Annotated in this window: 23 protein-coding genes; 4 read left to right on the plus strand and 19 right to left on the minus strand. The window is 61.6% G+C overall.

What is annotated here, in order from left to right:
* From DM813_RS05745 to ppc, 4 genes are all read right to left on the minus strand, one after another.
* A complete protein-coding gene (locus DM813_RS05745) occupies positions 1 to 288 on the minus strand; it encodes a hypothetical protein (protein ID WP_128322450.1) in 288 nt (95 codons plus the stop codon).
* A gap of 130 nt (positions 289 to 418) precedes the next feature.
* Positions 419 to 1,093, minus strand: coding sequence for a tRNA (adenosine(37)-N6)-threonylcarbamoyltransferase complex dimerization subunit type 1 TsaB (tsaB, locus tag DM813_RS05750; protein ID WP_128322451.1), 675 nt, complete (start codon positions 1,091 to 1,093; stop codon positions 419 to 421).
* A gap of 87 nt (positions 1,094 to 1,180) precedes the next feature.
* Positions 1,181 to 1,831, minus strand: a complete 651-nt coding sequence (adk, locus tag DM813_RS05755) for an adenylate kinase (RefSeq protein ID WP_128322452.1) — start codon at positions 1,829 to 1,831, stop codon at positions 1,181 to 1,183.
* A 254-nt stretch (positions 1,832 to 2,085) separates the two neighbouring features.
* A complete protein-coding gene (gene ppc / locus DM813_RS05760; RefSeq protein WP_128322453.1) occupies positions 2,086 to 4,713 on the minus strand; it encodes a phosphoenolpyruvate carboxylase in 2,628 nt (875 codons plus the stop codon).
* Between the two features lie 135 nt (positions 4,714 to 4,848).
* On the opposite strand from ppc, the gene DM813_RS05765 reads away from it, so the two are divergent.
* From DM813_RS05765 to DM813_RS05775, 3 genes are all read left to right on the plus strand, one after another.
* A complete protein-coding gene (locus tag DM813_RS05765) occupies positions 4,849 to 5,193 on the plus strand; it encodes a pilin assembly protein (RefSeq protein ID WP_128322454.1) in 345 nt (114 codons plus the stop codon).
* 258 nt (positions 5,194 to 5,451) lie between these two features.
* Complete coding sequence (locus DM813_RS05770) at positions 5,452 to 5,865, plus strand: DUF4398 domain-containing protein (RefSeq protein WP_128322455.1); 414 nt, start codon at positions 5,452 to 5,454, stop codon at positions 5,863 to 5,865.
* A 50-nt stretch (positions 5,866 to 5,915) separates the two neighbouring features.
* Complete coding sequence (locus tag DM813_RS05775; protein ID WP_128322456.1) at positions 5,916 to 6,704, plus strand: OmpA family protein; 789 nt, start codon at positions 5,916 to 5,918, stop codon at positions 6,702 to 6,704.
* Between the two features lie 78 nt (positions 6,705 to 6,782).
* Here DM813_RS05775 and DM813_RS05780 read toward each other — a convergent pair whose 3' ends face one another.
* From DM813_RS05780 to DM813_RS05850, 15 genes are all read right to left on the minus strand, one after another.
* Positions 6,783 to 7,112 (minus strand): hypothetical protein, encoded by a 330-nt coding sequence (locus DM813_RS05780; protein ID WP_128322457.1) that lies wholly within the window; start codon positions 7,110 to 7,112, stop codon positions 6,783 to 6,785.
* Positions 7,109 to 8,032, minus strand: a complete 924-nt coding sequence (locus DM813_RS05785; protein WP_128322458.1) for an alpha/beta hydrolase — start codon at positions 8,030 to 8,032, stop codon at positions 7,109 to 7,111. The genes DM813_RS05780 and DM813_RS05785 overlap by 4 nt, the downstream gene beginning before the upstream one ends.
* Positions 8,004 to 9,281, minus strand: coding sequence for a flavohemoglobin expression-modulating QEGLA motif protein (locus tag DM813_RS05790; RefSeq protein WP_128322459.1), 1,278 nt, complete (start codon positions 9,279 to 9,281; stop codon positions 8,004 to 8,006). Before DM813_RS05790 ends, DM813_RS05785 begins: the two co-directional genes overlap by 29 nt.
* Positions 9,282 to 9,305: 24 nt before the next feature.
* Complete coding sequence (locus DM813_RS05795) at positions 9,306 to 9,851, minus strand: hypothetical protein (protein WP_128322460.1); 546 nt, start codon at positions 9,849 to 9,851, stop codon at positions 9,306 to 9,308.
* Positions 9,852 to 9,879: 28 nt separating this feature from the next.
* Positions 9,880 to 10,584: a TetR/AcrR family transcriptional regulator gene (locus tag DM813_RS05800; protein WP_128322461.1), complete on the minus strand. Its 705-nt coding sequence runs from the start codon at positions 10,582 to 10,584 to the stop codon at positions 9,880 to 9,882.
* 101 nt (positions 10,585 to 10,685) lie between these two features.
* Complete coding sequence (lysS, locus tag DM813_RS05805; RefSeq protein WP_128322462.1) at positions 10,686 to 12,188, minus strand: lysine--tRNA ligase; 1,503 nt, start codon at positions 12,186 to 12,188, stop codon at positions 10,686 to 10,688.
* 71 nt (positions 12,189 to 12,259) lie between these two features.
* A protein-coding gene (prfB, locus tag DM813_RS05810; protein ID WP_128322463.1) for a peptide chain release factor 2 occupies positions 12,260 to 13,355 on the minus strand; the annotation gives its coding sequence in 2 pieces (ribosomal slippage) (positions 12,260 to 13,282 and positions 13,284 to 13,355; 1,095 coding nt in all).
* Positions 13,356 to 13,515: 160 nt separating this feature from the next.
* Positions 13,516 to 14,520, minus strand: a complete 1,005-nt coding sequence (locus DM813_RS05815) for a response regulator (RefSeq protein ID WP_128322464.1) — start codon at positions 14,518 to 14,520, stop codon at positions 13,516 to 13,518.
* 51 nt (positions 14,521 to 14,571) lie between these two features.
* On the minus strand, positions 14,572 to 15,585 hold the full coding sequence (locus DM813_RS05820) for a chemotaxis response regulator protein-glutamate methylesterase (protein ID WP_128322465.1): 1,014 nt from the start codon (positions 15,583 to 15,585) through the stop codon (positions 14,572 to 14,574).
* On the minus strand, positions 15,582 to 17,873 hold the full coding sequence (locus tag DM813_RS05825; RefSeq protein ID WP_128322466.1) for a hybrid sensor histidine kinase/response regulator: 2,292 nt from the start codon (positions 17,871 to 17,873) through the stop codon (positions 15,582 to 15,584). The genes DM813_RS05820 and DM813_RS05825 overlap by 4 nt, the downstream gene beginning before the upstream one ends.
* A complete protein-coding gene (locus tag DM813_RS05830; protein ID WP_128322467.1) occupies positions 17,870 to 18,532 on the minus strand; it encodes a chemotaxis protein CheW in 663 nt (220 codons plus the stop codon). The genes DM813_RS05825 and DM813_RS05830 overlap by 4 nt, the downstream gene beginning before the upstream one ends.
* Positions 18,529 to 19,788, minus strand: coding sequence for a CheR family methyltransferase (locus DM813_RS05835; RefSeq protein ID WP_128322468.1), 1,260 nt, complete (start codon positions 19,786 to 19,788; stop codon positions 18,529 to 18,531). Before DM813_RS05835 ends, DM813_RS05830 begins: the two co-directional genes overlap by 4 nt.
* A complete protein-coding gene (locus DM813_RS05840) occupies positions 19,785 to 20,321 on the minus strand; it encodes a chemotaxis protein CheW (protein ID WP_128322469.1) in 537 nt (178 codons plus the stop codon). Before DM813_RS05840 ends, DM813_RS05835 begins: the two co-directional genes overlap by 4 nt.
* Positions 20,322 to 20,328: 7 nt before the next feature.
* Entirely contained in the window at positions 20,329 to 21,951 is a 1,623-nt protein-coding gene (locus DM813_RS05845; RefSeq protein ID WP_128322470.1) for a methyl-accepting chemotaxis protein, read from the minus strand.
* A 130-nt stretch (positions 21,952 to 22,081) separates the two neighbouring features.
* Positions 22,082 to 22,807, minus strand: a complete 726-nt coding sequence (locus tag DM813_RS05850) for a tellurite resistance TerB family protein (RefSeq protein WP_128322471.1) — start codon at positions 22,805 to 22,807, stop codon at positions 22,082 to 22,084.
* A 206-nt stretch (positions 22,808 to 23,013) separates the two neighbouring features.
* Between DM813_RS05850 and DM813_RS05855 the strand changes: the two genes are divergently transcribed.
* A complete protein-coding gene (locus DM813_RS05855; RefSeq protein WP_128322472.1) occupies positions 23,014 to 23,676 on the plus strand; it encodes a TetR/AcrR family transcriptional regulator in 663 nt (220 codons plus the stop codon).
* Positions 23,677 to 23,704 lie beyond the last annotated feature (28 nt).

Genomic DNA, 23,704 nt, shown 5'->3' on the forward strand with positions numbered 1-23,704 from the left:
TCAAATGTACAGGTCCAGCCCCAGCACTTCCATCTCCCAGTCGACGAACCCTGCAGTGGTCAGGTAGCTGGCCAGGGCCTGGGCGGTGCGCTTGTCGCGCGCGCGGGGGAAAATCATGTCCTGCTGACGGGCAGGCAGCCCGCCGCTGCGCGCCTGGCCGTTAGTGGCCTGCGGCTGTACTTCGAACTCGCCTGGCAGATCCTCGTCCACGTCATCGTTACGAACAGGCGCTTTGCGCGGCGCACGCTTGATGGGATAGGACTGTGAGGAAAAGCCGTCGATACGCATGGCGATCTACTCAGGATCAATGATGGCAATTTAGCAGCATCAGAGATCCTTCGCTAATGCCCGACTGATAACTGGACCACAGTTCGGGCAAAAGGTTTTATTTGCCTTGGGAATAACCGACGAACTGCACTCAACGCGCTTTTGGCGTTGCCACGTTGTCACGCAGGTACACTGGCTGGGCGAGGTCGGCGGCAATCGCCTCACCGCGCTCCCAGGCGAAGGTGGCCAGGGTCAGCAGGTCCTGTGCATGCGGCAAAAGGCTGGCATCCTGGCCGCTCAGCGCGACCGCAATACGCTCAGCGTAGCCCCAGCCGGTACCGGCGCCAAACCACTCTCCACTGGAACCCTCAGGCAGCACCGCGCGCTCCGGGGCCAGCACGGCTTCGTTACCGAGGAGACGCATTTCCCCGGCGACGTTCTGGTAGCAGCCCCAATAGACCTCATCCATACGCGCATCAATGGCCGACGCGACCTGATCGACACCGTGCTCGCGCAGCGCGCGCTGGGCCAATACGGCCAGGTTGGACACCGGCAGCACCGGACGCTCGAGGGCGAAGGCCAGGCCCTGTACCACGCCGATGGCAATACGCACGCCGGTGAACGCTCCAGGTCCACGACCAAAAGCGATGGCATCGACTGCCGCCAGGCTGGTACCTGCATCTGCCAGCAGTTGCTGGATCATCGGCAACAGCTTCTGCGCATGCAGGCGCGGGATCACCTCGTAGTGGCTGGAAACCTTGCCGTCATGCAGCAAGGCAACGGAGCAGGCTTCAGTGGCGGTATCCAGGGCCAGCAAGGTGGTCATCGGTGTATCCAGGCAAAAGAAAAAAGAGCGGCATTATAAACAACAACGGCCCGCAAGCGGGCCGTTGTCTTCACCTGCAGGTACCGATCAGCTCAGGGCTGCGAGGACCTTGGCGGTGATTGCGTCCACCGAACCCACACCTTCGATGTGCGAGTACTTAGGCTTGCCACCATTGGCAGCGGACAGCTTCTGGTAGAAGTCTACCAGTGGCTTGGTCTGCTCGTGGTAGACCGCCAGGCGGTGACGCACGGTTTCTTCGGTGTCGTCTTTACGCTGTACCAGCGCTTCACCGGTTTCGTCGTCCTTGCCTTCAACCTTCGGCGGGTTGTAGACCACGTGGTAAACGCGGCCCGAACCTTCGTGAACACGGCGGCCGGCAATACGCTGAACGATTTCTTCGTCTTCAACGGCGATTTCAACCACTGCATCCAGCTCGACACCGGCAGTCACCAGGGCTTCAGCCTGAGGAATGGTGCGCGGGAAGCCGTCGAACAGGAAGCCGTTCGCGCAATCTGGCTGGGCGATGCGGTCTTTGACCAGGTTAATGATCAGCTCGTCGGAAACCAGCTTGCCAGCGTCCATGATCGCCTTGGCTTCCAGGCCCAGCGGAGTGCCGGCCTTGACCGCGGCACGCAGCATGTCGCCGGTGGAGATCTGTGGAATGGCGAATTTTTCGGTGATGAACTTTGCCTGAGTACCTTTACCGGCCCCGGGAGCTCCCAGCAGAATCACGCGCATATTGTGCTCCTCATTTTTGTAAGCAAATCAATGGAGTCGGCGCAGAGGGCCAAGTCCGGAATTTGGGTCATGACCACAAATCGGTCAAAAGGCTGCTCAAGATACACAGCGCCTTCAAGCCACACAAGCGGTCGAAAGTTGGAAAAAACCCCACACACTACTGCTGTAAAGCACAGGTTGCGCCCGGCGCAACCTGTTGCTTTGCAAGCATTCTTCCCACCCTTGAACAACGATTTGAGCGGCGCTGCGTTCACTCAACCGGTGTTGCGCAAGCCTGCCGCAATTCCTGCCACGGTGACCAGCAGGGCCTGCTCCAGCGGGCTATCCAGAGCGGCTTCGCGCTGCCGCGAGCGTGCCAGCAACTCGGCCTGCAATAGATGTAGCGGGTCCAGGTAGGTGTTGCGCAAGCGGATGAATTCCAGCGTTTCCGGGCTGTGCGCCAGTAGCACCCGCTGCCCGGTCAGGCCCAGCACCACCTGACACGCCTGCGACAATAGGTCGCGCAAATGTACACCCAAAGGTCGCAGTTCTGGTTGCACTAGACGTTCGTCGTAGGACTGCGCGATGTCCGCATCGGCCTTGGCCAGGACCATTTCCAGCATGTCGATGCGGGTGCGGAAGAACGGCCACCGCTCGCGCATTTCGGCCAACAGATCACCCTGCCCGCGCGCCAGGGCATTGTTCAGCGCCGCTTCCCAGCCTAGCCAGGCGGGCAACATCAGGCGGGTTTGCGTCCAGCCGAAAATCCACGGAATGGCCCGCAGGCTTTCGATGCCGCCAGCGCGGCGTTTGGCCGGCCGACTGCCCAGCGGCAGGCGGCCGAGTTCCTGCTCAGGCGTCGACTGGCGGAAATACTCGACGAACTCGGGATTATCGCGAACTACCCCGCGGTAAGTCGCGACGCCATCGGCCGCCAGTTCGTCCATCAACGCCCGCCAGGCCGGTTGCGGTGGCGGCGGTGGCAGCAAGGTCGCTTCGAGCACTGCGGCCAGATACAGGTTGAGGTTCTGTTCGGCGATGTCCGGCAGGCCGAATTTGAAGCGAATCATCTCGCCCTGCTCGGTGGTGCGGAAACGCCCGGCAACCGACCCCGGCGGCTGCGACAGAATCGCCGCATGGGCCGGGCCACCGCCACGCCCGACAGTGCCACCACGGCCATGAAACAGCAGCAGCTCGACCTGTTGCTCGGCGCAGATCCGCACCAGCGTCTCCTGTGCCCGGTACTGCGCCCAGGCGGCCGCCGTGGTGCCGGCATCCTTGGCCGAGTCGGAATAACCGATCATCACTTCCTGCGGGCCATGCAGGGCGCTTCGATAGCCCGGCAGCGCCAGCAGGCGCTCCACCACCGGGCCGGCGTTATCCAGATCGGCGAGGGTTTCGAACAGTGGCACCACGCGCATCGGGCGCAGCACACCGGATTCTTTGAGCAGCAGTTGCACGGCGAGCACATCGGAGGCAGCACCCGCCATGGAGATCACGTAAGAACCCAATGAGGCAGCCGGTGCGGCGGCAATCTCACGACAGGTGGCAAGCACCTCGGCGGTGTCGGCCTGGGGCTTGAAGTAACCCGGCAACAGCGGCCGCCGGCTGTTGAGTTCCTGCTGGAGGAAGGCGATTCGCGCGTCTTCGTCCCAGTCCGCATAACGTCCCAGCCCCAGGTACTCGGTGATTTCGCTCAGCGCTGCAGTGTGACGGGCGGCGTCCTGACGTACGTCCAGACGTACCAGGAACAGGCCGAACGTCACCGCCCGGCGCAGGCAGTCGAGCAACGGGCCATTGGCGATCACCCCCATACCGCAGGCATGCAGCGACTCGAAGCACAGGTGCAGGGGCTCGAACAGGTCGTGGTTATGCTGCAATACCAACGACGAAGGCGTTTGCGGCGATTTCAAGGCACTCTGCGCCCAGGCGCGGGTCTCCCGCAGGCGATCACGCAGTTGTTTGAGCAGCACCCGATAAGGCTCGGCCGCATCGCCCACCTTGGCCCTCAGCGCCTCGCTGGCCTGCTGCATGGACAACTCGGCAGCCAGGGCATCGATATCCCGCAGAAACAGGTCTGCGGCCATCCAGCGCGCCAACAGCAACACTTCGCGGGTTACGGGTGCGGTGACATTGGGGTTGCCGTCCCGGTCGCCGCCCATCCAGGAAGCAAAGCGGATCGGCGCCGCTTCCAGGGGCAAATGCAGCCCGGTAGCGGCCTGCAGCGCCTTGTCGACTTTGCGCAGATGATGCGGAATGGCGTGCCAAAGCGAATGTTCGATGACTGCAAAGCCCCATTTGGCTTCATCCACCGGCGTCGGTCGGGTACGACGGATTTCTTCCGTGTGCCACGCTTCGGCAATCAGCCGCTGCAGGCGCTCACGGACCTGCTCGCGCTCGGCGGGGCTCAGGTCGCGGTGGTCCTGCGCTGCCAATTGCGCAGCAATGGCATCGTACTTCTGGATCAACGTGCGGCGTGCCACTTCAGTGGGGTGCGCGGTCAGCACCAGCTCGATGTTCAGCTTGCCCACCTGACGCGCCAGTGCATCGTCACTGTGCCCGGCAGCCTTGAGCCGCGCCAGCAGTTCAGGCAACACCCGCGATTCGAATGGCTCGGCCTGACCGGTATCGCGACGGCGAATCAACTGATACTGCTCGGCGATGTTGGCCAGGTTGAGAAACTGGTTGAACGCCCGCGCGACAGGAAGCAATTCGTCGTCGGCCAGGTCATTGAGGGTCGAACTCAACTGCTCGGCAGCGCCGCTGCGATCAGCCTTGGCACTGCGGCGGATGTCTTCGATTTTTTGCAGGAACGCTTCGCCATGCTGCTCACGAATGGTGTCCCCCAACAACTCGCCCAACAAATGAACATCTTCACGCAAGCGCACATCGATATCAGTCATCAGCCTTGTCTCCGGCATTCCAGAAAAACCGCTCTGGTTCCAGAGTGCCCCAGTACCGGTCGTGCTTTCAAGGCAGACCAAAGGCTGCGCAGTGACTACGCTGAAATGAGACACACGAGGAACGATGAGGACATCATGAAAATTCGTGACCTTGCCCAGTACTGGGAACAAAACGCCAAGGGTCGTCTGAGCCCCACTGGCCATGTCCTGCACCTGGATGTGGAGTCGGCGGCGCGCCTGGCCGCCCTGGCCGAAATGTACCCCAAGCGTCGCCCCGAAGAATTGCTCGGCGAGCTGCTGGGGGCGGCCCTGGAAGAACTCGAAGCGAGCTTTCCCTACATCCGCGGGCAACAGGTAATTGCCACTGATGAAGAAGGTGATCCGCTGTATGAAGACATAGGCCCGACGCCCCGCTTTCTGGCTTTGTCACGCCGATACCTGCACGACATGAGCAGCCACAAAGACGAATCAACCCACTGACGTCCTCTCCCCCATCAAGCCGGTACCGGGTGCCCGCGCGGGCGCCCGCGTACTGCGGCGAACGCCTGAAGTTCCAGAAAAAACCTGCTGACCGGTCAGCCAGCAATTGCCGCACAAAGGCGGCAATTTTTTCTGAACTATTGAAAAAACGCTTCGGTCACAGCCAATAGCCATCACGGCAAAACCCTCCCTTCGCTGAATCAGGCGGGTCGCGCCGATGGACTGTTACGGAATTCGTTGTTCATCAGGAATGATCCAATGGAGTTGACCACCATGAAGACCCATCCCGTTAACACCTCAGCCACTCACCTGCGCGGGCTCAAGCTGGCGGCACTGGCGCTGGGCAGCAGCCTGGTTCTGGCCGGCTGCGCCGGTAACCCGCCCACCGAGCAGTACGCCGTGAGCCAGTCGGCAGTCAACTCGGCGGTCAGCGCCGGGGGCACCGAGTTTGCCGCCGTGGAGATGAAAGCCGCTCAGGACAAGCTCAAACAAGCTGAAATCGCCATGCATGACAAGCAGTACGACGACGCCAAGCGCCTGGCCGAGCAGGCCGAATGGGATGCCCGCGTTGCCGAGCGCAAGGCGCAGGCCGCCAAGGCCGAAAAAGCCGTGCAGGATGCCCATCAGGGCGTACAGGACCTGCGTGAGGAAGGCATGCGCAGCGCTCAGTGAAGCGGCGCTATCGACCCATGCATTCGTAATCGATCAAAGGATGACCCCTTATGCGCAATCACTTGATGATCCCTACCCTGCTGGCCCTGAGCATTGGTCTGAGCGCCTGTGCCACGCCACCGAACGCCAACCTGGAATCGGCCCGGAGCAATTTTTCTGCGCTGCAGAGCAACCCGCAATCGAGCAAGGTGGCCGCCCTTGAAACCAAGGATGCCCAGGAATCTTTGAACAAAGCTGAAGCCGCGTACCTGAACAAGGAGGACCCGAAGAACGTCGATCAGCTTGCCTACCTGACCAACCAGCGCGTGGAAGTGGCCAAGCAGACCATCGCCCTGCGCACGGCCGAAGGCACCCTGGAGGATGCCTCCGCACAGCGTACCCAGGCGCGCCTGGATGCACGCGATGCCCAGATCAAAAAGCTGCAGGACAACCTGAACGCCAAGCAGACTGATCGCGGCACCCTGGTGACCTTCGGGGACGTGCTGTTCGATTTTGACAAGGCCACGCTCAAGAGCAGTGCCCTGCCCAACGTCACCACTCTGGCGCGCTACCTTCAGGAGAACCCGGACCGCAAGGTTATCGTCGAGGGCTATACCGACAGTAAAGGCAGCGCCAGCTACAACCAGTCGCTGTCTGAGCGCCGTGCGGCCTCTGTGCGGGCGGCGCTGGTGCGTGCCGGCGTAGACCCGGCCCGGGTGGTTGCCCAGGGCTATGGCAAGGAATACCCGGTGGCCGACAACACGAGCAATTCGGGCCGGGCGCAAAACCGTCGGGTGGAAGTGACGATTTCCAACGATAACCAACCGGTGGCGCCACGCTCGGTGAGCCAGGCGCACTGAAGCGAAACCTGTAGGAGCGGATTTATCCGCGAATGGTTGTGCGGCCTTCGCGGATAAATCCGCTCCTACAGGATGGTTTTATTCCTGGACCTGCTGCGGTGTCTCTTCACCCAGGCAGCGCACCGCCTGTTTCTTGTTGTTCACCAGCACACCGGTCAAGCCTTTCTGCGCGGTATCGAACAGCACCAGCACGCCATCGACACACTGGGCGACCTGCGTTGCCGGCTGCAGGGAAATTTTGTAGTCCTCGCCTGGCACCGTCTTGAGCATGGTGAAATCGGACAGCAACAGCGCATCCTGTGGCTTGGCGAAATGCAGATAGCCGTAGTACCACAAGGCACCGACGGTACCGATGATGCTGCAGACACCGGTGATGATCAGGGGGATCGCGTTGCGTTCTTCACTCATTGTGACGTCTCGTCAGGGTAATTGGGGACCTCGGCCAGACGCCGCAATCCATTGAAATGTTCAGGGTCATCGAGAAACTTCAGCATCACCTGGCGCCAGGTGCGGTCGGCAAAGGTCTGTACGTGCCCGCCCCGGGTCAGTTGCAGTACCCGCGGCGGCGGCGCAGCCTGGTACAGTTCGATGCCGTTTCGCAGCGGCACGATCGGGTCGTCGATGCTGTGGAAAAAAAGTTTGGGTGGCGTCTTGATCTGGGCAATCGAACGAATCGCGCTGTCGCCATCAGGCACCAGCCAGGACAGCGGCACCTGAAATGGCCAGGTCAGCCATGAGTTGCTCAAGGCAAAACGCCCAACCTGGCGGTAGCTGGCCGGCACGCCGTCGAACACCAAGGCTTTGAAGCGCTGCGCCTGTTGAGGTTGCCGGGCCAGGTAATGAATGGCCATGGCGCCGCCCAGGCTTTGCCCCAGCAACACCTGTGGCTTGCCCTGCACTTCGGGGGCCTTGTCCAGCCAGTCGAGCGCTGCAGTGATGTCCTGATAGACCGCCGGTAAAGTCGGTTTGCCTTCGGACAAGCCGTAACCGCGATAATCCAGCAACAGCACCTGGTAGCCCTGCTCCGGCAGCCACCAGCTTCCGCCCAGGTGCATCGGCAGGTTGCCACCGTTGCCATGCAGGTGCAGCACCGTACCCTTGACCGCCACGCCCGGCTTGGCCGGCAGCCACCAGGCGTGCAGGCGCGTACCGTCCGTTGCCGTGAGGGTCAGGTCGCGGTACTCAAGCTTGGCTTTCTCGGGCGTGAACAGCTGGCCGGGCTCGGGGTAGAACAGCAGTGAACTGCAGCCGCCCAGACTCAACAGCACCAGCAGCAGGCCCAGGGGCCTGCGCCATGGGTCAGAGAATGTTCGAGTAATCGGCTTCAATCCGGTCCAGGCTCAGGTGGTTAAGGAAGTTGGAGAAGCACATCCAGGCCGACAGTGCGTTGAGGTCGCGAAACTGCTCCGGCAAATACTTGGGCGGTTCCACCAGACCTTCATCGACCAGTTGGCGCAAGGTACGCATGTCCTCAAGGGTGGTCTTGCCACAGAACAGCAAGGGGATCTGTTCGAGCTTGCCCTTGCGCACGGCCAACTGAATATAGTTGTAAACCATGATAAAGCCCTTGAGGTAGGACAAGTCCTTGGTAAACGGCAAGCCATTGGGTACAGAGCCACGAAACACCCGGCTGGCATTGCCGTAACTGGCCGCCATGTCGAAGCCCTGGGCGCGGAAGAACTCGTAGATCTGCATGAAGTCCGCCCCCTCCTCGACCATGTGAATGGCCCGGGTACGGTTGGTCAACTTGCGCAGACGGCTCGGGTAAGAGGCAAAGGCGATGACCTCCATGAGGATCGCCAGGCCTTCCTGGGTCACCGTCGAGGAGGGTGGCCCCTTGGCCAGGAAGGTACAGATCGGCTGGTTCAGGCCGTTCAGGGTGGTGCCTACATGTACCAGCCCTTCATGCACCTCCAGGGCACGGACATCGCGGCTGTTGAACATCGCATCGCTGCGGATCTTGATGTAGTCGGCACCGGCGGCGGCATCGGCGACGATACCATCGGACTCGAACACCCGAATGGTGTCCTCGGCCTCGTTGAACACCTTGTTCAATCGCCCCTGGAGCATCTCCACAGCCTGTTTGGCGGTGAGGTCCTTGGGTTCGTCCTTGAGGTCGCCACGGCCATCAATGTTGTTCAGGTAGTCCGAGAGCATCAGCCCCAAGTCTGCCAGGGTCGGGTCACCGGCGTGAAACGCATCGGAGGCGGCGCCATACAATTCCTGGGAGATCAGGCCGAAATCCTCGGTGCCGCGCGCTTCGAGCATGCGCACGACCATGCGGTACTCCTTGCACATGCGCCGCATGATCTGGCCGACCGGGTTGAATTGCCCCAGCTGGCGGGTGATATCGCGCTCGATGTTCTGGAACTCGAGCTTCACCGCCGCCGAATCGAACGACAACGGCCGCCCCTGGTAATAGGCACGGTCCACTGCAGGGGGCTCTTTGCCTTTGGCCTTGAGAAAGCCCTGGCGAATGCTGTCGTCCCACTTCACCGCATCGAGCACGCGAATGGGCGTTTGTGCCAGGACAATGCGGTCAGACAGGGCACGTATCGTCTGCTGGTACTCGTCCACCCTACACTCCTTGATTGGTCTGTATTACTTGCCGGCCCGCTGGAACCGCGCCACTTCGATGAACAGGTCGGAGTTGGCCGGATCGTCCAGATACGCCAGGACGCGCTCGGCCGGGCTGTCGATCAGCACGCCGTCGCCGTGCTCCTGTGAGACCTCATAGGTGCGCCCGCTGAGTTCCTTCTTGTCCACGGCCTGGCTGACCTGCTCGACGTCGAGGTTGTACACCACCAGTTCCTTGCGATCGATGATGTCGAACCCGCCGATCAGAAAATTGCCGCCCAAGCGCTTGGGCACACCGGCCGAGAGGTACCAACGGTTACCGTGGCGAGAGACGGTGAAGACGTACTCATCACGTTTTTTATCCTTGCCAATGGCCACTGCCTTGTAGGCATCGCCGCCGCTACGGCTGATCTGCAGGGTCAGCGGTTCGCCCCAGGCGTCCTTGCTGGTCCATGTGCCCAGCAGCGCCTTGGGTGCCGCCTCATTGGCCGGCATCGGCTCGTTGAAGGTCACCAGACAACCGCCAAGCAGCAAAAACGACAGCGCCAACAGCAGACTTCTGGCTTTCATCAGGTTCTCCTTGAAATAGGGTCGCGTCTCACACGGCCGCCAGCACCAGATGCAGGTACCGGGTAAGGATAGCGAGCATCTGCGCGTGCGCATCGGCATGTGAGCCGTCGAGCAGGCCCTGATATTCCATCTGCTCGATAATCGCCGTCAACACCAGTGCGTCCTGCTGTGGCTGACGCGAGCCCACGACCTGAAGCAGTTGGCAGGCTCCGCGCAACAGAATCTGCTCGTGCAGCTTGACCAGTTCGGCCAGCCGCGGGCACAACAAGGCCTCCTGGCGAAAGGCCTGCTCGGCCATGAGAAAATCGCGACGGTTGTGCAATTGCCGTTGCACGTAGTCAGCCGTCATCTTGGCCACTTCATCGGCCAGCTGCGCCCGCCATTGCGGGCTGCCATCACCTTGGGACAGCAACTGGCGCAGCAGCACTTCGCTGTTCTCCCACAGCTTGGCCATGTAGGCAGCACTGCGTTCCACATACTGGGCGAAGGTGTCGGTGAGCAGGTCCTCGATGTCTTTGAAGTAGTAGGTGGTCGCCGACAGCGGTACCCCGGCTTCTGCGGCCACGGCGCGATGCCGTACACCGCGCACACCCTCGCGCACGACGATCCGCATGGCCGCATCGAGAATGTCCTGGCGCCGCTGTTCGCTGCCCTGGCGGCTGGCTTTGCGGCCTTGGTACTGCACACTTTCGGCAACCGCGGTGGCAACGCCAGCGGCACCTTGTTGAGCCATTGCAGGAGTCACTGCTGATCTACCCCCAAGAGTTGGATCCGATAAAAGAATTTTCTGCAGGCATGAAAAAGCCGCCCCGGAAGGCGGCTTGTTCAAAACACTCAGGCCTGTGGGCGCATGTGCGGGAACAGGATCACATCGCGAATCGATGGCGAGTTGGTCAGCAGCATGACCAGACGGTCGATACCGATGCCCTCACCGGCCGTTGGCGGCATGCCGTATTCCAGGGCGCGAACGAAGTCGGCGTCGTAGTGCATGGCTTCGTCGTCGCCGGCATCTTTGTCGGCCACCTGAGCCATGAAACGCTCCGCCTGGTCTTCCGCATCGTTGAGCTCGGAATAGGCGTTGGCGATTTCACGACCACCGATGAACAGTTCAAAGCGGTCGGTGACGTTCGGGTTCTCGTCGTTGCGACGGGCCAGCGGCGACACTTCGAACGGGTACTGGGTAATGAAGTGCGGCTGTTCCAGCTTGTGCTCGACCAGCTCTTCGAAAATCATCACCTGCAGCTTGCCCAGGCCTTCGAAACCGAGAACCTTGGCACCGGCTTTCTTGGCGATTGCGCGTGCCTTGTCGATGTCGTTCAGGTCATCGGCAGTCAGCTCGGGGTTGTACTTGAGGATCGAGTCGAACACCGACAGGCGTACGAACGGCTCACCGAAGTGGAACACCTTGTCGCCGTACGGCACGTCGGTGCTGCCCAGCACCAGCTGCGCCAGTTCACGGAACAGCTCTTCGGTGAGGTCCATGTTGTCTTCGTAGTCAGCGTAGGCCTGGTAGAACTCGAGCATGGTGAACTCGGGGTTGTGCCGGGTCGAAACGCCTTCGTTACGGAAGTTGCGGTTGATCTCGAAGACCTTTTCAAAACCACCTACAACCAGGCGCTTGAGGTACAGCTCCGGCGCGATACGCAGGAACATGGCCATGTCCAGGGCGTTGTGGTGGGTTTCAAACGGCTTGGCTGCTGCGCCACCCGGGATGGTCTGCAGCATCGGCGTTTCCACTTCGAGGAAGTCGCGCTTGATCAGGAAGTTGCGGATGTGGTTGATGACCTGCGAGCGGACGCGGAAGGTATCGCGAACTTCTTCGTTGACCATCAGGTCGACGTAGCGCTGGCGATAGCGCTGCTCGGTGTCGGTCAGGCCGTGGTGTTTGTCGGGCAGCGGGCGCAGCGACTTGGTCAGCAGGCGCACGTTGGTCATTTCGACGTACAGGTCGCCCTTGCCGGAACGGGCCAGGGTGCCTTCGGCGGCGATGATGTCGCCCAGGTCCCAGGTTTTCACTGCGGCCAGGGTTTCTTCCGGCAGGGTCTTGCGGTTGACGTAGACCTGGATACGACCGGTCATGTCCTGGATCACCATGAACGAGCCACGGTTGAGCATGATGCGCCCGGCAACCTTGACCGGAATCGCTGCAGCTTCCAGCTCTTCCTTGGTCTTGTCGACATACTTTTTCTGCAGGTCATTGCAGTAGCTGTCACGGCGGAAGTCGTTGGGGAAGGCATTACCCTTGGCGCGCTCGGCAGCAAGCTTTTCCTTGCGCAGCGCGATCAGGGTGTTTTCTTCCTGTTGCAGGTCTTGCGGGTCGAGTTTGAGGTCGCTCATGTCGATACATTTTCCATCTGGGGTTCATTGCCCCCGCCCGCAGGCGAGGGTCTTGTAGCGGATCGGGAAACTTACAGCCCCTGCTTGAGGCTGGCTTCCAGGTACTCGTCGAGGTCGCCGTCGAGCACCTTGTTGCAGTCGCTGCGCTCTACGCCGGTACGCAGGTCCTTGATGCGCGAGTCATCAAGCACGTAGGACCGGATCTGATGGCCCCAGCCGATGTCCGACTTGCTGTCTTCCAGCGCCTGGGAGGCGGCGTTGCGCTTCTGCATTTCCAGCTCGTACAACTTGGCCCGCAGCATTTTCATGGCGGTGTCCTTGTTCGCGTGCTGGGAGCGTTCGTTCTGGCACGCCACCACGGTGTTGGTCGGCACGTGGGTGATACGTACGGCCGAGTCGGTGGTGTTTACGTGCTGACCGCCCGCGCCCGAGGAGCGGTAGGTGTCGATGCGCAGGTCCGATGGGTTGATATCGATCTCGACCTTGTCGTCGATCTCGGGGGATACGAACACCGCCGAGAACGAAGTGTGGCGACGCGCGCCGGAGTCGAACGGGCTCTTGCGTACCAGGCGGTGCACGCCGATCTCGGTGCGCAGCCAACCGAAGGCGTATTCGCCCTTGATGTGCACGGTGGCGCCCTTGATACCCGCAACCTCACCTTCGGAAAGCTCGATGATGGTGGCGTCGAAGCCGCGTTTGTCAGCCCAGCGCAGGTACATGCGCAGCAGGATGTTGGCCCAGTCCTGGGCCTCGGTGCCGCCGGAGCCGGCCTGGATGTCCAGGTAGGCGTTGTTCATGTCCATCTCGCCGCTGAACATGCGACGGAACTCGAGCAGTGCCAGGGCCTCTTCCAGGCCTTCCAGCTCGGTCACGACGTCGGCTACGGCGCCTTCATCGTTTTCCCCGACGGCCATGTCGAGCAGGTCCTGGCAGTCGGCCAGGCCACCGGCCAGTTTGTCCAGGGTCTCGACGACCTGCGCCAGCATGGCGCGCTCGCGGCCGAGTGCCTGGGCGTATTCAGGCTTGTTCCAGACGTTCGGGTCTTCGAGTTCGCGGTTGACTTCGATCAGGCGGTCATGCTTTTGATCGTAGTCAAAGATACCCCCGAATGGACTCGGAGCGCTCGGTCAGGTCCTTGATGGTGTTCAGGATCGGTTGGATTTCCATGGGCGGGCAACTCTCGTGCGTAATCGGTAGAAAAGCGGGAGAGTATACCGGAGTTACAGCTGCAAGCGCCAAGCTGCAAGCGACAAGAGGCCGGAGAAATACCCGTCGCTCACGCCACTACTTTGCCGCTTGTAGCTTCAAGCTTGTAGCTATCGTCAATTCAATTCACCCCGACCTGATTGCGCCCATTGTGCTTGGCCTGGTACAGGCCCTTGTCGGCCGCCGATATCAGTTGCCGACAATGGCTGCCAATGCTCGGTGTCTGCGTCGCCAGACCGATGCTCACGGTCAGGCAGGCGTCGGCATCGGGCATGTTGTGGGCAATGTTCATCACCTCGACGCTCTGACGCAGTTTTTCCGCCACCAGCCGCGCGCCGCCAGGCGAGGTGTTGGGCAGCACCAGAACAAACTCCTCGCCACCATATCGCGCCGGCAGGTCGCTTGGGCGCGCACACGAGCCACGGATGGCGTCGGCCACCTGACGCAAGGCTTCGTCACCGGCCAGGTGGCCGAAGGTATCGTTGTAGGCTTTGAAGTAGTCAACATCGATCATCAACAACGACAACTGGGTCTGTTCGCGCATCGCCCGACGCCACTCCAGCTCCAGGTACTCGTCGAAATGCCGACGGTTCGACAGCCCGGTGAGCCCATCGGAGTTCATCAGGCGCTGCAGCACCAGGTTGGTATCGAGCAACTGCTGCTGGCTGACACGCAGGGCCCGGTAGGCCTCGTCACGTTGCAGCAGGGTCAGGTAGGAGCGCGAGTGATAACGAATGCGCGCCACCAGTTCGATGTTGTCCGGCAGTTTGACCAGGTAGTCGTTGGCGCCGGCGGCAAATGCCGCGCTTTTCACCAGTGGGTCCTCCTTGGTCGACAGGACGATGATCGGGATGTCCTGGGTCGCCGGGTTGCTGCGGTAGGCGCGCACCAGGGTCAGGCCGTCAAGCCCGGGCATGATCAGGTCCTGGAGAATCACCGTCGGTTTGATCCGGATCGCCTGCGCCACCGCCTGGTGCGGGTCAGCACAAAAGTGAAAGTCGATGTTCTCCTCATGCGCCAGACCACGGCGCACTGCTTCGCCGATCATGGCCTGATCGTCGACCAGCAGTACCATTGCCGAGTTTTCGTTCGCGGCCGGGAAACCCTCGAGCGGTAATTCATTCATGCGCTGTCACCTGGTCACTACCGGCAGACCGGCGTGCCACAATACATATCTTCATTTAGGAAAAATTTCCATCAATCGTGCAGCAATCCGCTCCAGAGGGCGAATTTCCATTGCTGCATCTATTGCGGCCGCAGCCTTGGGCATGCCGTATACGGCACTGCTGTTTTGGTCCTGAGCGATGGTCAGGAAGCGCTGCTGGCGCATCAATTTAAGGCCTTGGGCACCATCGCGCCCCATGCCGGTGAGCAATACGCCAACCGCGTCGCCACGCCAGTAACGGGCCACACTTTCAAAAAATACATCGATCGAAGGCCGGTAGATCTCGTTCACCGGTTCGGCGGTGTAGGCCAGGTTACCGTTGTCGAGCAAGCGGATGTGGTGGTTGGTCCCTGCCAGCAGCACCTGCCCCGGTTGCGGTGGTTCTCCCTCGCGGGCCAGGCGTACCGCCAGCCCCGAGGCACTGCCAAGCCATTCGGCCATGCCGGCGGCAAACACCTGGTCAACATGCTGGACCAGCACAATAGCGGCAGGAAAGTCTCGGGGGAGCCCCTTTAGCAATACTTCCAGGGCTGCCGGCCCACCCGCCGACGATCCAATGGCCACCAGCCCCTGACGCTGTGCCACTTCGCGTAGCGGTGCGCTCATGGGCCGTGGGGCCGCGGTGCGCTGCTGACCGACCAACCAGCCGATATTGAGGATCTTGCGCAGCAGCGGTGCTGCTGCCTGCCGGGGGTCGCCTGCGCCAAGGGCCGGGGTGTCGACCACATCGAGGGCGCCGTAACCCATGGCCTCGAACACGCGGTGGACATTCTGCTGGCGGTCCACCGTAACGATAACGATCGGACACGGTGACTCGGTCATGATCCGTCGGGTCGCCTCGACCCCGTCCATGACCGGCATGATCAGGTCCATGAGTATCAGGTCCGGGGTCTGCTCGGCGCACAGGCGCACTGCTTCGGCGCCGTTGCTGGCGACCCATACCACCTGGTGCGCAGGTTCGAACGCCAACGCCCGGCGCAAGGCCTCAACCGCCATGGGCATGTCGTTGACGATAGCGATCTTCATCCCTGGGCTCCCCCGATCAACTCGACCACGGCATCAAGCAAGGCGTCATCATGAAAACTGGCTTTTGCCAAATAGTAGTCGGCTCCGGCGTCCAGTCCACGACGGCGATCCTCTTCACGGTCCTTGTAAGAGACCACCATGACCGGCAGCGACTGCAAACGGCTGTCGCGACGCAGCAAGGTGACCAGCTCGATACCATCCATGCGCGGCATGTCGATGTCAGTGATGAGCAGGTCGAAATCCTCGCTGCGCAAGGCATTCCAGCCGTCCATGCCATCGACCGCGACCGCCACTTCATAACCACGATTGCTGAGCAGCTTGCGCTGCAACTCACGTACGGTGAGCGAGTCATCCACCACCAGAACGCGCTTACGCGCCGCCTCACGTGCTGCCGACTGGCCGCGCTCGATGCGCTCCAGGCGACCGGTGCTCAATAGCTTATCGACCGAGCGCAGCAAGTCTTCAACATCGATAATCAGTACGACGCTGCCATCATCGAGTAACGCACCGGACGAAATGTCCTGAACCTTGCCCAGTCGCGCATCGAGCGGCATGACTACAAGGACACGCTCGCCGATCAGACGCTCGACCGCCACGCCATACAAGGTCTCGCGCTCGCTGATGACCACCACCTTGATGGTCTGGCCATCGGTTTGACTCGGCGGGCGATTGAGCAACTGACTGGCGGCGACCAGACCGATGTGCCTGCCCTCATGCCAAAAGTGCTGACGCCCCTCGATCTGGACAATGGCCTCGGCGGGCAACTCCAGCGTGCGCTCGATATGGGCCAAGGGAAAGGCGTAGGCCTCCTCCCCTACTTCAACTACCAGGCTGCGCACCACCGACAGCGTCAACGGCACTTCCAGGTGGAAGCAACTGCCCTGCTCGCCGGTATGGGTCATCACGATCGCACCGCGCAACTGGCGGACCATGTGCTGCACCGCGTCCAGCCCGACGCCGCGCCCGGACACCTCGGTAACCTCGTCACGCAGGCTGAAGCCTGGCAGGAAGAGAAAGGTCAGCAACTCTGCCTCGCTCATCTGCGCCACAGTCTCGGCAGGCGACAACTGACGCTCGACAATGCTCTGGCGCAGGCGCTGCAAATCAACACCGCCGCCGTCGTCGCTGATTTCGAGCACCAACAGGCCCGCTTGATGGGAGGCCCGCAAGCGCACATGACCTTCCAGTGGCTTGCCCGCCAGCAACCGCCGTTCAGGCAATTCGATGCCGTGATCGACCGCATTGCGCAACAAGTGGGTCAATGGCGCTTCTAGTTTTTCCAGGACATCGCGATCAACCTGGGTCTTCTCGCCTTCGATATACAGGCGCACCTGTTTGCCCAAAGAGCGCCCCAGGTCACGGACCATGCGGCTTTGCCCGGTCAGTACGTCGGCAAAGGGGCGCATCCGGCACGCCAGGGCGGTGTCATACAGCAGCTGTGCACGCTGACTGGCTTGCCAACCGAATTCATCAAGATCGGCGGCCTGTTGCAGGAGTATCTGCTGGGTTTGCCCCAGCAACTGCTGGGCCTGGGCCAGGGCGTCCTGCACTTCGGCGCTCTGGCCACTGGCTTCCAGTTGGCTTTTCAACCCGTCCAGGGCTCGGATGCTCTGGCTGTGCATGCGCTTGAGGCGTTGCAAAGTGGCCAGGTACGGTTTGAGCCGCTGGGTTTCAACCAGTGACTTGCTCGACAGGTCAAGCAGGCTGTTCAGGCGTTCAGCCGTGACCCGCAAGACCCGCTCGCCCCCTTCTGCGCTACGTTTGCCTTTGCGTTGTGCAGCGGGCTCGGGTTCGGCATCGAGGTGAGCCTCCTCAACCAAAGGCACTTCCACACGCGGCACAGGCTGCTCAGATGGCATAGCGAACGACACAGGGGGCGCTGTAATCGTTGACGTAGCAGCCGGGTCCAGCAACGCAGCCATTTGCAGCAAAAAGGACTGGACTGCAGGCTCAAGGGTTTCATCCCCCGGCGTGGCAATGCGCATGAGCAGGTCGGTACCTTGCAGCAAGGCATCGATGTGCTCTGCGCGCAGCAGCAAGCGGCCCTCCTGTGCACCGACCAGACAATCTTCCATCACGTGGGCAACACTGACCCCGGCATCCACCCCGACGATACGCGCGGCCCCCTTCAGCGAATGGGCTGCACGCATGCAGGCTTCGAGCTGGTCGGCCTGTGTCGGATTACGCTCAAGGGCCAACAAGCCGGCACTGAGCACCTGGGTCTGGGCATCGGCCTCCAGACTGAACAGCTCGAGCAACGAGGCGTCGCGCATTTGCTCTGGGGTCATGACAGGCTCCGGTTCACGGCAGACAGCACTTGTTGTTCGTCCAGCACGCGCACACTGCGTCCGCGCCACTGCAGCACCGCCGCAGTAAAACGGGCCTCGGCCTGTTCGTGTTCCAGGCGCTCAGGGTCCAGGCCGTGAATACCGTCCACTTCATCAACCCGCACCACCACCGAACCGCCGGTGGCGGCGATAATCAGCATGCGCGGCATGACCCGGCTGGAAGTGCTGGCTGTGGCAAGCACTTCCAGGCCAAGCAGCTCTGCCAGTGACAGGCAGGGCACCAGCGCCCCGCGCACATTGGCAACGCCTTGCAGCACCCGCGAGCGTTGATGAGGGAGCGAGTGCACCGGCTGCAACGGCGCAACTTCAACCAGGCAAACGGTAGGCAGGGCCAGCCATTCTTCACCCAGACGGAACAGCAACATCGAGCGACCGCTGCCCTCCTCCTGCGCCTGTACCTGCGCATGACTGTCCTGAGACAGCGAGTAACGATCCAGCAGGCGCGTCGCCGCACTGGCGTAGGTGGCGCAATTGCGGCAATGAATATGCTCGACCAGCAAGGGGCAGCTTTTATCGCCGCGCACACCGATGCGGTTCCAGCAGTCATCGATGGCGGCGGCATCCGTTGCAACGACCTGCACCTGATTATCTCCGATCATTGTTCAGGCTCCCGGCCAACCCGGCGAGCCGCGCGTTCCTGCAGGCGACGAGCGCCTGCGCTATCGCCTCGTGACTCTAGCAAGGCGGCCAGATGAACCAGGGCCTCGGGGTGCTGCGGTTCCAGGTAGAGTGCCTTGCGGTAATGGCTGAGTGCCGCGTCTGCCTCGCCCGCGGTATCACTGAGCAACCCCAGCCAATAAAACACCTGAGCATGGGGTGGGTAGTGCTGCAGGTAGCGAGCGCAGGCTGCCTGAGCCTCGGCACTGCTGCCGGCATTGGCCAAGCGGGCTATCTGTGCCAGCAATTCGGCGCTGCTGTCTGGCGCCAGCACCCGGGCTGCAGGCGGCGAGATCATCGTGCGTTTGCGTGCAGGTGCAGGCACTGGTCGCGGCACGTTGGGAGCCGGCGGTGAGATCGGCACGACGTTTACCGGCCTGCTGTCGATGACAGGCGCCGGCTCGGTCTGATGCACAAAAGCAAACGACTGGGAGATCCCCAGCGGGCGCATGCCCAGGCGGGCCAGCAGGCTGCCCTCGGCAGGCCCGATAAACAACACGCCCTGTGCGTGGATCAGGCTTTTGAGCACCTCAAATACCCGTTGCTGGGTAGGCACATCGAAATAGATCAGCAGGTTGCGGCAAAACACAAAATCATAACTGCCTTCCCGCGCCCTCAGCGCCGGGTCGAGCACGTTGCCCACCTGCAAGTCGACCTGCTGGCGAACACGTTCATGTAGTTGGTGGCCTTCGTCGGTTTCATCGAAGTGCCGCTGGCGGAAATCCAGGTGGGCACCGCGAAAGGCGTTGCGTCCATACAGCCCTTGCTCGGCACGCTTGACCGACAGCGGGCTGATATCCATGCCATCAACCCTGAACGCGTGCACGGCGACCCCGGCGTCGAGCAGGGCCATGGCGATGGAGTAAGGCTCCTCGCCAGTGGAGCACGGCAGGCTGAGGATACGTAGCGGCCGGGAGCCACCAAGCTCTGCCAGGCGTTTGCGGGCAAGATCGGCCAAGGCCGTGAACGACTCCGGATAACGGAAAAACCAGGTTTCCGGGACAATCACCGCTTCAATCAGCGCCTGCTGCTCCGCGCTCGACTGCTGTAGCAGTAGCCAGTAGTCGTCTAGATTGACGGTGTTTACTGCAGCGCAGCGTTGGCGCAGGGCGCGCTCGACCATCGGTGCACCGACCGAGGCAACGTCCAGGCCGATACGCTGCTGCAAGAAACGAAAAAAACGCTGTTCATCGCTCATAGCGGCTCCCGCTGCTCACTTGCCGGCACGTCGGGCAAGGGATACAGCAACGCGCGCACCGCATCACTGAGCAAGTCCTGAACACTGATGCGCTGCACCATCCCCAGCGCATCTTCGCGCACCGGGCCCAGGTAGGGCGCTTGCTGGTTGTCCAGGCCGTAAGGCTGGAACTCCTCGGGCAGGCAACGCAAGGTGTCGGTGGCCTGCTCGAGAATCAGCCCAAGCAACAGGTCTGGGCGCAGCGGATCGACCCGATAATGCACCAGCACCAGACGCGTACTGGTGCGCACCGGCGCCGGGTTGCCAAAACTCAAGGCACCGACATCAATCACCGGCACCAGCGCGCCACGATGGGCCAGCACCCCGGCCACCCAGTCGGGAGTATGGGCAATGGGTTTGAGTTGCAGACGTGGCAGTACTTCAACCACTTCATGGGCATCAATGGCAAAGCGTTGCTCGGCAATCCTGAACATCAGGTGCAACGTCCCGTGAGCAGTCGTTTCCTGGCTACGGCGAGGCGGAAAGTCGGTCATCGGCGCGTCAGACTTTGAACCGCGACACACCGCCACGCAGGCCGGTTGCAACCTGGCTCAGCTCATCGATGGCAAAGCTGGCCTGACGCAGCGACTCCACGGTCTGGCTGCTGGCATCCCCCAGCTGCACCAGGGCGTGATTGATCTGCTCGGCGCCGGTGGCCTGTGCCTGCATCCCTTCGTTGACCATCAGCACCCGCGGCGCCAGAGCCTGGACCTGATGAATGATCTGGCTCAGCTGTTCACCGACCTGCTGCACTTCGAACATGCCACGACGCACTTCTTCAGAGAACTTGTCCATGCCCATGACCCCGGCAGACACCGCCGACTGGATCTCGCGCACCATCTGCTCGATATCGTAGGTGGCCACGGCGGTCTGGTCGGCCAGGCGCCGGACCTCGGTGGCGACCACGGCGAAGCCGCGACCGTATTCACCAGCCTTTTCGGCCTCGATGGCAGCATTGAGCGAAAGCAGGTTGGTCTGGTCGGCGACCTTGACGATGGTCACCACCACCTGGTTGATGTTGCCGGCCTTCTCGTTGAGGATCGCCAGCTTGTTGTTGACCAGATCGGCTGCGCCCATTACCTGGTGCATGGTCTCTTCCATGCGCGCCAGCCCCTGCTGCCCTGAACCGGCAAGAATCGAAGCCTGATCAGCGGCCGAGGTAACCTCGGTCATGGTTCGGACCAGGTCACGCGAGGTGGCAGCGATTTCCCGCGAAGTGGCCCCGATTTCAGTGGTGGTCGCTGCGGTTTCAGTGGCCGTCGCCTGCTGCTGCTTGGAGGTGGCGGCAATCTCGGTAACCGAAGTGGTCACCTGCACCGAAGAGCGCTGGGCCTGGGAAACCAGGTTGGTCAACTCGCCCATCATCTCGTTGAAACCGGTTTCGATGGCACCGAACTCGTCCTTGCGGTCCAGGTTCAGGCGCACACTCAGGTCGCCGCCCCTGAGCTTGTCCAGGGCATGCACGATGCGTTGCATCGGTGCGGTGATTGCACGCATCAGCAGCAACCCGCAAATGGCAGCGGCGATGATCGCCAGGGTCAGCGAAATGACCATGCTCAGCTTGGCGGCGATCACTGCGCCATCGATCGATTCCGCTGCCGCTTCAGCGGCTTTGCGGTTGTGCTCGATCACACCGTTCAAGTGGGTGCGCCCGGTGGTCCAGGCGGGCGTCAGTACTTCGTTGATCAACTGTCGAGCTGCGTTGTAGTCCTTGTTCCGGTAGGCCTCGACCACGCTATTGACGGCCTTGAGGTAGTTTTGCGCGTAGTCGCCGAACTCCTCGAAACGGGCCTGGTCATCAGTGTCCTGGATGGTGCGCTGGTAGCTGTCCATGTGTTGTTTGAGGCGCGCATCGAAGCTTTTGTACAGTTCCATGTCAGCCGCTGTCAGCTCGCGATTGTCACTCAAACCCACCAGTTGCTGGGTGAACAAATAGCTGTCGACCCAGGCACTGCGAATCATCGAGCTGTAGTAGACCCCGGGGATGCTGTCGGTGCGCACCGCGACTTCACCGGCCTGAATAGTCAACAACCGCGAATAAGCGGCAACCACCATAAGCAGCATGATGGCAATTATCGCGGCGAAACTCGCCAGCATCCGTTGGCGCAAGGTCCAGTTTTTCACAGTCAGCCCTCAAAGGTTCTACGCGAGCAGAAAAATTGGCTGAGTATAGCCCAGGCACTGCGCGGTTTTTCGCCTGACTTTGCGCACTGTTCGGCACTTATTGAGGGCAATAGTGGCCATTAGCCCGCATTCATTGCGCGGCAGCCATCCGCACCTGATTTTCCAGCTCTGCTTTCAAGGCCGGATCGAGCTTCAATTGCCGTGCCAGCTCGTCCAGGTAGGCGCGCTCCATGAAGTGTTCCTCGTCCACCATCATGACGCTGGCGATGTACATTTCAGCGGCCATTTCCGGCGTACTCGCAGCGCGCGCCACATCGGCCGGATCCAGCGGCTTGTTGAGCTCTGCGTGTAGCCAGTGCTGAAACTGCGGGTCGTTGTCGAGCCTGACGAACTCACCTTCGATCAAGGCCCGCTCACGCTCATCGACATGGCCGTCGGATTTGGCCGCTGCGACCAGCGCCTTGAGAATCGCCTGGCTGTGCTGCTCGACCTGCGCCGGCGGCAAACGGTCGAGTGTCTGTGGTTCACTCGCCGACGTGGCACCCTGCTTGGACTGCCAGTTGCCATACGCCTTGTAGGCCAACACGCCGAGGGCTGCCAGGCCACCGTAGGTCAGGGCCTTGCCGCCGTATTTGCGTGCCTTCTTGTTACCCAGTAGCAGGCCCATGGCACCCGCCGCCAGGGCCCCACCTCCGGCACCGCTGAGCAGGCTGCCCAGGCCGCCGCCTTTGCCGCCGAGCAGATCGCCCAGCCCACCGCTTGCACCCGGCTTGGCCGCCGGGCTTCTGCCGGCCTGGTTCTGCAGCAGGTCCTGGCCGGATTTGAGCAGTTGATCAAGCAAGCCACGGGTATTCATTACAGTTCTCCACAGTAGTCTCCGAGCTGGCTACTCTAGCGCGCCGCCTGTTGGGATCAGCTTGAAATGTATTGCTACACGTGACGAAGCCAACCGCAGTCCCTCCCGCGCTCAGCCCGTTTCGCCACATAAATTAAATTTAAATTGAATTTAAATTTAATGAAGATCAAGCTCTGCCAACGATCATTCTCTGCGGAGCGCTTTCGATGGCCACCTCTCCCCGTGAACCCCGCAAAGACGGCGAAGCTACCCGCACGCGCATTCTCGAGGCTGCCGGCGAGCTCTTTGCCGCGCTCGGCCATGCCGATACCAGCAACAAGGCAGTGGCCGCCAAGGCCGAGGTCGACCTGGCGTCGATCAACTACCACTTCGGCAGCCGCAATGGCCTGTACCAGGCAGTACTGGAAGAGGCTCGGCGACGCTTTCTGGATATTGCCGACCTGCAGCGCATTACCCGCAGCGCACAACCTGCAGCAGAGAAATTGCGCGAACTGGTCGAGTTGGTGGTACGCAAGGCGTCGCGGGGCCGTGAGAGCTGGCATTTGCGCGTACTGGCAACCGAGATTCTCACCCCCAGCAGCCAGAGCCCCACAGGCCTGCAGACCGAGGCGTCACTGAAACTGTCACTGCTCAAAGCGCTGTTCAGCGAGATCACCGCCATCCCGGTGGACAACCCTGCGCTGACCCGCTGCGTTCTCTGCGTCAGCGCCCCCTGGGCCATGCTGCTGATCGGCCCGCGAGGCGCCTCCGGTGCCCTGCAGGAAATACTCGGAATGCCCCGCGATGTCGTTTCCGCCCAGTTGTACAGCTTCGCCCTGGCAGGGTTGCAGGAAGTCGGCAGGCAGTACGCGCAACGCGAAAGCAGCTGAACAGGCACAGCGCCACCCTCAACGATCG

The organism is Pseudomonas alkylphenolica, assembly GCF_004025535.1.
GTDB classification, from domain to species: domain Bacteria; phylum Pseudomonadota; class Gammaproteobacteria; order Pseudomonadales; family Pseudomonadaceae; genus Aquipseudomonas; species Aquipseudomonas alkylphenolica_A.

Excerpts from the sequence above, each read along its gene's own strand:
- DM813_RS05745 (WP_128322450.1), bottom strand. The coding sequence starts at position 288 with ATGCGTATCGACGGCTTTTCCTCACAGTCCTATCCCATCAAGCGTGCG.
- tsaB (WP_128322451.1), bottom strand. The coding sequence starts at position 1,093 with ATGACCACCTTGCTGGCCCTGGATACCGCCACTGAAGCCTGCTCCGTT.
- adk (WP_128322452.1), bottom strand. The coding sequence starts at position 1,831 with ATGCGCGTGATTCTGCTGGGAGCTCCCGGGGCCGGTAAAGGTACTCAG.
- ppc (WP_128322453.1), bottom strand. The coding sequence starts at position 4,713 with ATGACTGATATCGATGTGCGCTTGCGTGAAGATGTTCATTTGTTGGGC.
- DM813_RS05765 (WP_128322454.1), top strand. The coding sequence starts at position 4,849 with ATGAAAATTCGTGACCTTGCCCAGTACTGGGAACAAAACGCCAAGGGT.
- DM813_RS05770 (WP_128322455.1), top strand. The coding sequence starts at position 5,452 with ATGGAGTTGACCACCATGAAGACCCATCCCGTTAACACCTCAGCCACT.
- DM813_RS05775 (WP_128322456.1), top strand. The coding sequence starts at position 5,916 with ATGCGCAATCACTTGATGATCCCTACCCTGCTGGCCCTGAGCATTGGT.
- DM813_RS05780 (WP_128322457.1), bottom strand. The coding sequence starts at position 7,112 with ATGAGTGAAGAACGCAACGCGATCCCCCTGATCATCACCGGTGTCTGC.
- DM813_RS05795 (WP_128322460.1), bottom strand. The coding sequence starts at position 9,851 with ATGAAAGCCAGAAGTCTGCTGTTGGCGCTGTCGTTTTTGCTGCTTGGC.
- DM813_RS05800 (WP_128322461.1), bottom strand. The coding sequence starts at position 10,584 with ATGGCTCAACAAGGTGCCGCTGGCGTTGCCACCGCGGTTGCCGAAAGT.
- lysS (WP_128322462.1), bottom strand. The coding sequence starts at position 12,188 with ATGAGCGACCTCAAACTCGACCCGCAAGACCTGCAACAGGAAGAAAAC.
- DM813_RS05815 (WP_128322464.1), bottom strand. The coding sequence starts at position 14,520 with ATGAATGAATTACCGCTCGAGGGTTTCCCGGCCGCGAACGAAAACTCG.
- DM813_RS05820 (WP_128322465.1), bottom strand. The coding sequence starts at position 15,585 with ATGAAGATCGCTATCGTCAACGACATGCCCATGGCGGTTGAGGCCTTG.
- DM813_RS05825 (WP_128322466.1), bottom strand. The coding sequence starts at position 17,873 with ATGACCCCAGAGCAAATGCGCGACGCCTCGTTGCTCGAGCTGTTCAGT.
- DM813_RS05830 (WP_128322467.1), bottom strand. The coding sequence starts at position 18,532 with ATGATCGGAGATAATCAGGTGCAGGTCGTTGCAACGGATGCCGCCGCC.
- DM813_RS05835 (WP_128322468.1), bottom strand. The coding sequence starts at position 19,788 with ATGAGCGATGAACAGCGTTTTTTTCGTTTCTTGCAGCAGCGTATCGGC.
- DM813_RS05840 (WP_128322469.1), bottom strand. The coding sequence starts at position 20,321 with ATGACCGACTTTCCGCCTCGCCGTAGCCAGGAAACGACTGCTCACGGG.
- DM813_RS05850 (WP_128322471.1), bottom strand. The coding sequence starts at position 22,807 with ATGAATACCCGTGGCTTGCTTGATCAACTGCTCAAATCCGGCCAGGAC.
- DM813_RS05855 (WP_128322472.1), top strand. The coding sequence starts at position 23,014 with ATGGCCACCTCTCCCCGTGAACCCCGCAAAGACGGCGAAGCTACCCGC.